The sequence below is a fragment of the Amycolatopsis coloradensis genome (genome assembly GCF_037997115.1).
In the GTDB taxonomy this organism is placed as follows: domain Bacteria; phylum Actinomycetota; class Actinomycetes; order Mycobacteriales; family Pseudonocardiaceae; genus Amycolatopsis; species Amycolatopsis coloradensis_A.
This window is the reverse complement of the sequence record NZ_CP150484.1, coordinates 20,483-31,133: the sequence shown is the minus strand read 5'-3', so window position 1 is coordinate 31,133 and position 10,651 is coordinate 20,483. Positions and strand designations below refer to the sequence as shown.

Below are 10,651 nucleotides of genomic sequence, written 5' to 3'. Positions count from 1 at the left end.
GACGCTCTTCCGATCTTCCCTCGGCTGAGCCGAGGGAAGGGGGCCTTCACACGCGACACCTACGCGATGGGGAAATCGAAATAAGTGTCCGGGTAGGGCTCGTCTTTCAGGCTGTAGTGCCACCACTCGCACTCGTACGAGCTGAAGCCCGATCCCTCCATGACCGCGCACAGGTGCGCGCGGTTCTTCGCGGCCTCTTCCGTGACGCCCGCCGCCCCGTGATGCGAGACGACGTCCATCAGGTCGTGGTCACCACCCATGTCGGCGAGTTCGCCGGTGTCCAGGTGGTAGAGCGTCAGGTCCACGGTGCTGCCGCGGCTGTGGCCCGACTTGGTGGCCACGTAGCCCTTTTCGAACATCTGAGGCCGGTCGATGTTCGGGTAGTGCCTGGCCTTCTTCCGGCCGTCTTCGGGCTCTTCCGCCCAGCGCATGAAGCGGTCCACGGCGCGCTGCGGGCGGTACCCGTCCCACAGGAGCAGCCCGAAGCCGAGCTCCTCGGCCTTGTCCCGCGCCTTCTCCAGCGCCGCGCAGAACGCCCGCGTGCCGACGATCCGGTTCACCAGGTACCCGTCCACCGGCTTGCCGGTGAAGTTGTCCCACGTGGCGTACTTGGCGTCCCAGCGTATTCCGGAGACGACCTCGTCTACGAAGACGAAATCATCCTTCATTCGTCACGGCCCGCCAGCGTCAGCTTCACCAGGCGGTCGATCACGTCGCCGAGCGAGAGGCCGGCGGCGGCCATCATGCGCGGGTAACGGCTGTACGAGGTCAGGCCGGGCAGGGTGTTGACCTCGTTGAGCACCACGCTCCCGTCCTCCTTGAGGAACAGGTCGACCCGTGCGAGCCCGCGGCAGCCCAGGGCGCGGTAGATGACCTTGGCCGTCTCCTGGACGAGGTCACGCGACTCGTCCGGGATGTCGGCGGGGACGATGAAGCTCGAGTTCTCGGAGCCGGTCTCGGGGCTCTTCTCCTGGTGGATCTTGAAGAAGCCGTGGGTCAGCGCGACCCGGTCGACCTCGCCCGCGAACAGGTCTTCGTCGTTGCCGAGGATCGAGCAGCCGATCTCGCTGCCGATGACGGCCTCTTCGATCAGGACCTTCGCGTCGTACTGGCGCGCCTCCGCCAGCGCGGCGGGCAGCTCTTCCTTCGCGGAGACCTTGCTGACGCCGAACGACGAGCCGGAGCGGGCGGGCTTCACGAAGACCGGGTAGTTCAGCTGGTCCGGGTCGACTTCGTTGTCCGGCGTGACGATGTAGAAGGTCGGCGTCGCGATCCCCGCGCCGCGGACGACGGAATAGGTGAGCGCCTTGTCGATGCACATGACCGAGCTCGGGAGGTCACAGCCGACGTAGGGGATGCCGGAGATCTCCAGCAGGCCCTGCATCGCGCCGTCTTCGCCGAACTTGCCGTGCAGGACCGGCAGCACCACGTCGAGGGCGATCGTCTCGTACTTGCCCTCGTCCAGTACGAGCAGACCGTGTACCCCGCGGTCCGGCGACAGCACGGCCGGGCGGACGTTCCCGTTCTCCCAATCCTCGGCGGGGCCGTCGCAGAGCATCCAGGAACCGCTCTGGGTGATGCCGATGTAGTACGGCTCGTACTTCTCGAGGTCGAGGTTCTTCTGGACCTCGCGCGCAGATTTGATGGAGATAGGATGTTCTTCGGAAAGCCCGCCGAACAGAATTCCGATTTTCAGCCTACCCATACTACTTCCCGCTTTCGAATTGGAGACAATTGATGATGGAGTTTTCAACAGTGTCACTCAGCGCGTGGTCCGTGTAATAGGCGGTATGCGGACTGATGAGCACGTTCGGCAGCTTTTCCAGCCGCAGCAACGTTTCGCTCTCGAGCGGCTTGTTCCGGCAGTCGGCGTAGAAGATGCCTTCCTCTCCTTCGACGACGTCCAATGCCGCTCCGCCCAGTTTGCCGTCTTCCAGTGCCGAAATGAGGGCTTCGGTTTCGATGAGCGGGCCACGTCCGGTGTTGATGATGTACGCGCCGTCCTTCATCCGCTCGATGTTCTTCCGGTCGAGAAGATGATAGGTATCCTTATTGAGCGGCACGTGGAGCGTCACGATGTCGCTCTGCTGGAGCAATTCGTCGAGCGGAACGTAATCGGCCGAGGCGGTCAGTAGCGTGTCGTAGGCCAGCACCCGGCAGCCGAAACCACGCAGCCGGTCCAGCACCGCGACACCGATCCGCCCTGTTCCGACCACTCCGACGGTCAGATCGCGCAGCTCTTTCCCGCGCACCTCGTTCAGCCGGTAGTCGTGCACCTCGGTGCGGCGGATGATGGACTTGGCGTCGCGCACCGCCATCAGCATCAGCATCAGCGTGAAGTCGGCCACGCTGTCGGGCGAGTAGGCGACATTGCCCACGGTGATACCGACGCTCGCCGCGTATTCCACATCGATGTGGTTGAAGCCGATGCTCCGGGTGGAGATGTATTCCACACCCGCTTCACCGAGTGCGAGAAGAATGGAATTCGTGACCTTGGTCTTGTGACCGATACTGATGCATCGATTTCCGGAGACCAGCCCGATATTGGCCTCGGATACCGGCTCGTCCACAATGGTCGGAATTACGCCGAAACGAGGAGCCATCTCCCGGAACAAGGCGGCCTCGTCCGATCCGCAACCATAAATCGTGATTCCCCTCGCCAAGACGGCCGAGGAGGAGGCGGACGCCGGCGATCCGGTGCGGGGGGCAGCTGATCGCGCTGGTTCGCTGTAGGTCATGCCCGACATTGTAGGCAGCGCGTTGTTGCCGCTTCTTATGGGGTTTTCGATGCCCCGACAATAAGTTACCAACTGGTAGCGCCGAGTGCACGACGCTGTCCTTCACCTGCGCCGTACAGCTCTATCGCAGATCTTGCCCGCCCGTCCCCGGCGTCGAAACCGTCCCGTGACGGATGCCACAAAGCCACGCCGACACGAGGTCCGCGAGGGCTTCCGGAGCGTCTCTGGCCACGAGGTGCCCCGCCGCCGGAACACCGGTGACGGCGCCCGCCGTGCACCACCAGGATGGCCACCGAGCCCATGGAAGCCGAGCCACGAACGCACCCGGGCCGGCTCGAGGTCGGGCACGACGTCGACGAGCACGAGCCCGGAGGCCCTGGCCGCGACGACGGGGTCCGCCAGCGCGGCGATGGCGGCCAAACCGCCGACCGAGGCCCCCACGAGGACGATCGGCGCCGGCCGGCTCCCGATCATCCCGGCCACGTCGCCGGCCAGTGCCCGGAGCGTGGTCGCCCGGCCGGAACCCGCGCCGGGCCAGCACCGCGGCGACCGGCGCCCAGACCGCGCGGCGTTCCCCGCCCGCGTGCAGCAGCAGAACCGTCGGACCGGCGCCGTCCATCGTGCCCGCAGGATGACATCGCCCAGGTCAAGGCGGGTTTCGGCACTCATGACAGCCTTGTTACCTTGGCACCTCAAGGTACGATGCCGATCGTGACGACCCCCGAGCACGACGGACTCCCGAAGAGGCCCGGCGGCTGATCCTCGACGCCGCGGCCTCACTGCTCGGCGAGTCCGGTGTCGCCGCGGTCCAGATGCGGGCCGTTGCCGCGCGAGTCGGCATGACCGACGCCGGCGTCGCCCATCACTTCGGCAACCGCGAGAAACTGCTCGGCGAACTCCTCCGGCACGGTGGCCGCCGTCTGCGGGACGCCCTTCAGGACCTCCTCGCGAGCTGGCTCGACCGCGGTGCCGACCTGCTCGAACTCGTCGAGGCGCTGCACGATCTGTACCGGAACGGCTACGGCGAGCTCGCGGTGGCGCTGCACGCGGCGGGCTGGCACGACCCGGGCAGCGGCATGCTCGACCCGGTCGTCGACGCCCTCCACCGGCTGCGGCCGCCCGGCTGCTCCCTCGAAGACACGCGGCTCGCCGTCGCGGCCCTGCATCAGGCGATGGCCATGGAAGCCCTGTACGGGAGCGATTTCCGGCGCAGCGCCGGGCTCACCGGGACCGCGGCGGACGACTCGGCCGCGCAAGTGCGCTGGTGGGCGCGGCAGCTCCGCCTCGCCCTCGGGCTCAAGCCCGGTACGGACCGCGGTCGCCGAGATCCGGGCTCACCTGCGGGTTCCGGCCCTCCTGCCCCGGCACCGGGGTGACCGTCGGCTCCCGCAAGGAGTCGACGTGGTCGTCCTCGCGCTGCCGCAACCGGGTCTCCACCACGTGGTCCTGGCGCCGATGGCCGAGCACGGACAGGGTGAGCACGTGGGCCACCGCCATGAGCAGCAGGAACACACCCAGCCTGCCGACGAAGGCGGCCGCCGAACCGGACCACTCCGGAGCCACGACCGCCAGCAGCGCCAGCATCCCGATCGCCGCCAGGTGGAAGACCGTCACCACCATCCAGGCCACCGACCCGCTGCCCTCGCGGGCGTCCGGCCCGGTGAGGTAGCGGCGGGCGCCGCGGTAAAGGACCTGGCCGTCCGCGACGACGAAGATCAGGCCGATGATCAGGAAACCCGGAAGTTCGTTGTCGGGCATCGTTGCCTCCTCCGTTTCCCCGGGGATACCCCCGGAGCGCGGCGAGACGGGCCTCATGCCTCGATCGTGTGACCGACCAGGTCCGGGGAGCCTCCTCACAGATAGGTCCGTGGTGGGCCCCTTCATGTACTGAAGGGGCCCACCACGTCAGCGGATACCCTGCGAAATGCGTTCCCCCAGGCCTTCGACGGCACCGAGCGCTGCTCGCAGCTCGGCGGCGTACTCTTCGACCCCGGCCCGCAAGCCCCGCTCGACGACGCCCACGGCGTCGAACGCCTCGACGTCCCCACCGCTCAGCGCGGCGACGGACTCCTTGACGACGGCGCCGAGCAGCAGTTCTTGCGGCACTCCCGGCGTACCTTCCAACGGCCAGACGAGGTCGTCGAGCACGCTCTGCCCGCCGACTTCGCGGACCAGGCCCGCCGCGGTGATCCCCGGAACCCGGAACCCCTCCGGCAGTACCGCGCGAAGGCTCAAACTGTGCGAAAGCCAGTACAGCAGCTGCCCGTTCACCTCCAGCTTGACCGCCTTCGGCGCCAGCCACAGCGAGAGGTTCACGTAGTACTCGGTGAGGCGTTCGAGCACCTCGCCGCCTTTCTCGAAGCCCCACAGGTTGATGTCGAAATAGTGGTGCCACGTGGCATCGGCGACGATCCGCCCGACCCCGGCCGCCGCGCCGTCGTACGCACTGGTCACGCCATAGACCTTGCCGTCGCGCTTGTCGGTGCCCTGCGCGACGATCTCGGGTTTCGGCTGGCCGGCGCGTCCCGACGGCCACACGTCCGCCGGATACCGCTCGGGAATGAGCAGCTGTCCTTCGTGCATGTGGTCGGGGAAGACGGTGATCGGGCCCCGCCTGCCCTGGAACAACGCGTGCGGCCTGCCGAGCCGCTTCCTCAGGATGAGCTCCTGCGGGTACGGGTCGAGGTCGTTCGGGAGCGGGTTGTCGATGTCGCTGCCCCACGGGTCCGGCTGGTGGGTGTTGTGGCTGAACTCGATACTCGCGTCCGGCCGGTCGTTCCACACCCGCAGCTCACCCGCACGCGGGACCCGGTGCCCCAGCGCCCGCCCCAGGTTCAGGTATTCGGGCAGCGACGGATCCGCTTCCGGCGGGCGCGGATTCGAGTGGTCGCCGGTGATGAGCACACCACCGCCGGCGTCCATCCAGGCGCGCAGCGCGGCGACCTCGGCGTCCACGAGCTCGTTTTCCGGCTCTCCCGGCATAGTGCACGGCAGGAAGCCGAAGAACCACACCTGCTCGTATCCCGCGAGAACGTCGGAAGTGAGTTTGTTGACGGCGTGCCCGCCATCGTGTCTATTGATCAAATCGATCTCGAACTCGGCGAAGAACGGCTGATTCGCCAGAATCAGATCGCGGATGATACCCAAGGAAAAGCCGCCGTTGCCGGTGAAGCCGACGAGATCGGTGTAGAACAGAATTCTGATCTTCGGTTTGGACTGCGGACTGACCTGATCGGCGACAAGACGTGCGTCGAACATTTGAATTTCCCCCTAGCTTCAAGCGCCATGCCGTCCTCCCCGGCGGCGCCCTCCCTTCCACGTATACCGGAACTTCCGGCGATTCCGCAGAGTCAGTGACGCGCTGAGGATTTCGCCGTGATCAAGAAGTGAATCGCACGAAACCCTTTCCCGGCCCCACGAAGCCACCCCGAAGTGCTTGCGCGAGGATGCGAGGATGGGTTACCGGACCTGGATGCGGTATTTCACACCGTCCGCCGTGCACCGTCGGCTCGGCTTGGTGTGCCTCGGTGTCGGGCTGCAGCACGGAACCCTTCCCGTCGTGGGGCCGCGCGTGCTCGACCATTACGTCGCCGTCGTGGTGTCCAAGGGGCGCGGGTGGTTCGCCGTGGCAGGAGAGGAGCGCCAGGAAGTCGTCGCGCCCGCCTTGCTGTGGCTCATCCCCGGGGTCGGTCATCACTACGCGCCCGACCCCGCGCACGGCTGGGAAGAGTGTTTCGTCGACTTCGACGGCAGTGCTGTGGACGCCTACGTGGAACTCGGTTACGTCACGCCCGCGAAGCCGGTGGTACCGCTGGGCGACGTCGAGGTCGTCCGCGACATCGTGAGCCGCATCGTGCGCTGCGCGCGAGGCGGCAGCCCGCTGGCCCAGGTCGACGCCTCGGCCGCCGTGCATCACCTGCTGGTGGCCTTGCGACGGGCCGCCGACAGCACCCCCAGCGACGGCTCCCTGCTGGAGGCGCTGGCGCAGGACGCCCTGTTGCCGATCAGTGTCGCGGAGATCGCGGCCCGCCGCGGCATGACACTGCCCGAACTGCGCGCCGCCGTGCGCCGGAGCACCGAGACCGGCTTGAAGGACCACCTGCTGGCGCTCCGTCTCAACCGCGCCAAGGAACTCCTCGCCACCACGCGAATGCCGGTGCAGGAGGTGGCACAGGCGATCGGTTACGACGACGCCGCCTACTTCAGCAGGCTCTTCACCCGGCGGGTCGGCGTCTCCCCCGGGCGCTTCCGCGAGTCGCGCGTCCAGGCCGTCCCCGGCGGCTGGAGTTCGCGCGTTCCCCCTCCCGACGACCCGCCGCTCGTGCCGACGGACTGAGCTTGGACTTCCGCACGGCACCACTTGGACTTTCCGCGCAATAACTGCATGAATGACGCTTGAAGTTGAGCGAACGCGTTGACTTACGCGCAATAACGTTCATAACATCGGCGACCGCCCCGCCAACTGTGGTGCGGGTCACCCTTGGGAGAGAGTCATGCGGACCCTGCCTCTTCTCGGCGCCGCGGCGTTGGCCGTGGCGGCGACCACGGTGGTACCGGCGTCGTCCGACGCCGCGCCGCCGGACGCGACGTACACCATCACGGTCGACGCCAAGAAGTCGTTCAGCCCGACCACCGACACCCCGGCGAGTACCTATGTCGACAAGGACGGCACGTTCTACTTCCAGCAGGCGGCCGCGCTCTACGGCGCGGACCAGCCGCGCGAGTGGGACTTCTACAGCGGACGCGATTTCGACAGCTTCACCAAGAACCCCATCAGCACCGCGGTGAACCCGGCCAACCCCGCCGACCGCAACGACGACACGACCTGGCGCTGCAACAACAGTCCCACCGGCAAGGAATCCACGGATCCGCCCGCCGGCTCCGGCTATTCGCAGCGCAACTTCTGCGATCTCGTCGGCACCTGGGTCGATCCGGACACCGGCGACTGGTACGGCCTGATCCACAACGAATTCACACCCGAGCCGTTCGGCGCGTACTCGTTCTCCCATTACGACGCGATCGACATGGCCGTGTCGAAGGACCAAGGGAAGACCTGGGCCATCAAGGACCACGCGATCACCTCGCCCTACAGCACGAAACGCGGGGACACGGCGGCCTTCCCGCATCAGACGTTCGACTACGGCGACGGCGATCCACGCCTTTTCGTCGACAGCGCTTCCGGCTACTTCTACGTCTACTACGGCTCGCGCATCGTGCCGAAGGCCGGCGCCGGCGGCCCGATGACCGGACTGGCGCACGTCGCCCGCTCGCCGATCTCGGCCAAGATGGCGTCCGGCTCGTGGCAGAAGTGGTTCGACGGCGGCTGGACCCAGCCAGGTGTCGGCGGCCGCGAGAGCAACATGGTCCCCGTGTCCGCCCCGGGCGACACCGGTTACACACCCGTCGCGGACGACTACGACCCCGCCAATACCGGCAACGTCAGCCAGCAGATCGCCGCCGGACAGCTGCCGCGCAAATCGGATCTGTTCATCATGAACATCGCCTACAACGCGCATCTCGGTCTCTACATCGGCGCGCCGGAGGCCGTGGACAGCGTGGTCCCGCAGCGCTATTACGTGACCGACGATCTGACGACGCAGAAATGGCGGCTGATCGGCGACACCGGGAGCTACACCAACCAGTCCTGGTACCGCTGGTTCGTCGACGCCGCGAACAAGACGAATTCGACCATCATCGGCAAACAGTTCCGTTCGTACTGTGCGGTGGCCTGCTCGGGCAACGCGGGCGGCGAGTACACCACCCAGACCATCACGTCGTCCGCTCCCGCACCGTCCCCTGTGGACACTTCACGCAAGTACCGGATCGGCCTCGGCGACGGCCGGGTTCTCGCACAGGGCACCGGCACCGCTACGACGTCGGTCGCGAGCACGACCGGCTCCGACCGCGAGGCGTGGCAGTTCTCACCCGACGGCGACGGCTCGTACCGCATAGCCAACGCCGCCACCGGACAGCTCCTCGGTGTCGACGCAGTACAGGCCGGCCGGGCGTGGGGCGCGAAACCCACCGTGACGTCATCCTCGACGGTCGGGCAGCAATGGTTCGTCATCCCGTCCTCTGTGGACAAGGGAACCTTTCGGCTGGTGAACCGCTACAGCGGGCTCGTGCTCGGCCTGTCCGGCAAGACGTCACGCCTCGCGGAGACCACGCCGCCGCGTTTCTGGACCGACACCACCGGGAACGCCGTGGGCGGCGGCCGGACCGCGGCCGAGCAGACACTGAAGTTCACCGATGCCGGTGCCGGCACTCTCGGCGGGGTCCACACCCTGGCCGCGTCCGGCAAGAACCTCGACGACCCGGACTCGTCGACGACCGCCGGCACCCCTCTGGTCACCTGGACGCCGAACCAGGGCGCCAACCAGAAATGGCTGTTCACCCGGCAGCCCGACGGTTCCTACACCCTGACGAACACGCATTCGAAACTGTGCGCCGACGTCGAAGGCGGGGCCACCACAGCGGGCGCGCGCGTCATCCAGTGGACGTGTACCGGCGGGGCCAATCAGCGCTGGACAGCGGCGAGACAACCCGACGGTACCTACAAGCTCGCGAGCGTCCGCTCCGGCTTGCTGCTGACGACAGCGTCCACTTCGGACGGTTCCGCGGTCACGCAACGGGCCGACACGGGTTCCGCGCTCCAGCTGTGGCAGATCGGCTGACCCGGGTGGCCCGCTCCCTCCGGTCGTCTGGACACCACCACGCATCGCTCAATGGCAAGCAACCGGAGAACGACCCGCCGTCGCCGTCTGGACCGCCCAGCAAACCGCGGCCTTCCTGCACAGCGTTCGCGCCCACCGGCTCTACCCGCTCTTCCACCTCGTCGCACTGCTCGGCCTCCGCCGCGGCGAAATCGCAGGGCTGATGTGGAGCGACATAGACCTGGACGCCGGCTACCTCACCGTGTCCCACCAAGCCCGCCAAATCGGGTCCGAAGTCACCCTCGGCAAACCCAAGAGCGAAGCCAGCAACCGAGTCATCGCGCTCGACCACAACACCATCACCGTCCTGCGCCGTCACCGCGCACAATCCCGCACGCCTCTCCGCAGCGAACCCGTCGGCTACCTCTTCCCCAACGGATGGGGCGAACCCATCCGCCCCGACTCCATCACCCACCTCTTCCGCACCCTCAACGACCAAACCGAACTGCCACCAATCCGGCTCCACGACCTCCGGCACGGCGCAGCGAGCCTGTCCCTCGCCGCCGGAAACGACCTCAAAACCGTCCAAGACCTCCTCGGCCACGCCAGCATCGTGCTCACCGCCGACACCTACACCAGCGTCCTACCCACCCTCGCCCGTCAATCCGCCGAAGCCACCGCACGCCTCGTCCTCGACGCCGCCCGCACCACCGCCACCCGCCTCCGCCCCAAACGACGACCCCACCGCGCCACGGGACGCCGCCTGATCACCGCCGGCAGACGAACCGCGGCATCCATCCACGCCGCATAGCCAGACCCAAGAACACGTCAGCAGATACAGCCTTCAACGAGAGGGAACGAGCCCGGGGCTGAAGCACGCCCTCAACCGTCCGGGCCACCACGAAAACGAGCCAAACGCCGGGCCGAGCACCCACAGAGCCCACAGCGAGCCCACCCAAGATCACGCCGACGACCACAAGATCCACAAACAACAACATCCCCGCTGATCAGCGGGGATGTTGAGGTGGTGGGCCGCCTGGGGCTCGAACCCAGAACCTACGGATTAAAAGTCCGCAGCTCTACCAATTGAGCTAACGGCCCGTGCGGCCGAGTCTAGTAGACCGCCGTCGACCACCAGGATGGCGGGGCCGCCGCCGGAGCGCCACGGAATTGTCGGGGGTCTCTGGCATGGTCGAGGGCATGGACACGATCCCCGACGAGAACTACGCGGCGAGCTGGGAGGGCGAGCGCCCGGAGCCG

The 10,651-nt window shown here is 67.2% G+C and carries 10 protein-coding genes and 1 tRNA gene; 4 read left to right on the top strand and 7 right to left on the bottom strand.

Annotated elements, in window-relative coordinates; all coding sequences use genetic code 11:
- Positions 1–59: 59 nt before the first annotated feature.
- The 4 genes from vanX to LCL61_RS00120 all read right to left on the bottom strand — a co-directional run bounded on the left by vanX (position 60) and on the right by LCL61_RS00120 (position 3,407).
- The gene (vanX, locus tag LCL61_RS00135; protein ID WP_340684938.1) at positions 60–668 is read right to left on the bottom strand and encodes a D-Ala-D-Ala dipeptidase VanX; all 609 of its coding nucleotides are present in this window, start codon (positions 666–668) and stop codon (positions 60–62) included.
- The gene (gene vanA-Ao2, locus LCL61_RS00130) at positions 665–1,705 is read right to left on the bottom strand and encodes a D-alanine--(R)-lactate ligase VanA-Ao2 (protein ID WP_425341973.1); all 1,041 of its coding nucleotides are present in this window, start codon (positions 1,703–1,705) and stop codon (positions 665–667) included. The genes vanX and vanA-Ao2 overlap by 4 nt, the downstream gene beginning before the upstream one ends.
- A gap of 1 nt (position 1,706) precedes the next feature.
- On the bottom strand, positions 1,707–2,738 hold the full coding sequence (vanH, locus tag LCL61_RS00125; protein ID WP_340684937.1) for a VanH-AOV family D-lactate dehydrogenase: 1,032 nt from the start codon (positions 2,736–2,738) through the stop codon (positions 1,707–1,709).
- Between the two features lie 102 nt (positions 2,739–2,840).
- Positions 2,841–3,407: an alpha/beta fold hydrolase gene (locus tag LCL61_RS00120; RefSeq protein WP_340684936.1), complete on the bottom strand. Its 567-nt coding sequence runs from the start codon at positions 3,405–3,407 to the stop codon at positions 2,841–2,843.
- A gap of 86 nt (positions 3,408–3,493) precedes the next feature.
- Between LCL61_RS00120 and LCL61_RS00115 the strand changes: the two genes are divergently transcribed.
- The gene (locus LCL61_RS00115; protein WP_340688819.1) at positions 3,494–4,114 is read left to right on the top strand and encodes a helix-turn-helix domain-containing protein; all 621 of its coding nucleotides are present in this window, start codon (positions 3,494–3,496) and stop codon (positions 4,112–4,114) included.
- On the opposite strand, the gene LCL61_RS00110 is transcribed toward LCL61_RS00115, so the two are convergent.
- Complete coding sequence (locus LCL61_RS00110) at positions 4,035–4,496, bottom strand: hypothetical protein (RefSeq protein ID WP_340684935.1); 462 nt, start codon at positions 4,494–4,496, stop codon at positions 4,035–4,037. The genes LCL61_RS00115 and LCL61_RS00110 overlap by 80 nt on opposite strands.
- Before the next feature lie 147 nt (positions 4,497–4,643).
- Positions 4,644–5,996: a hypothetical protein gene (locus tag LCL61_RS00105; protein ID WP_340684934.1), complete on the bottom strand. Its 1,353-nt coding sequence runs from the start codon at positions 5,994–5,996 to the stop codon at positions 4,644–4,646.
- A 196-nt stretch (positions 5,997–6,192) separates the two neighbouring features.
- Here LCL61_RS00105 and LCL61_RS00100 point away from each other — a divergent pair, with 196 nt between their 5' ends.
- The 3 genes from LCL61_RS00100 to LCL61_RS00090 all read left to right on the top strand — a co-directional run bounded on the left by LCL61_RS00100 (position 6,193) and on the right by LCL61_RS00090 (position 10,202).
- Entirely contained in the window at positions 6,193–7,074 is an 882-nt protein-coding gene (locus LCL61_RS00100) for an AraC family transcriptional regulator (protein WP_340684933.1), read from the top strand.
- A 157-nt stretch (positions 7,075–7,231) separates the two neighbouring features.
- Positions 7,232–9,412 carry an RICIN domain-containing protein gene (locus tag LCL61_RS00095; RefSeq protein WP_340684932.1) on the top strand — a complete coding sequence of 727 codons (2,181 nt, stop codon included), beginning with the start codon at positions 7,232–7,234 and terminating at the stop codon, positions 9,410–9,412.
- Positions 9,413–9,455: 43 nt separating this feature from the next.
- Positions 9,456–10,202: a site-specific integrase gene (locus LCL61_RS00090; RefSeq protein ID WP_340688818.1), complete on the top strand. Its 747-nt coding sequence runs from the start codon at positions 9,456–9,458 to the stop codon at positions 10,200–10,202.
- Positions 10,203–10,416: 214 nt separating this feature from the next.
- Here the strand turns inward: LCL61_RS00090 and LCL61_RS00085 are convergent.
- Positions 10,417–10,492: transfer RNA gene (locus tag LCL61_RS00085), tRNA-Lys, on the bottom strand.
- Positions 10,493–10,651 lie beyond the last annotated feature (159 nt).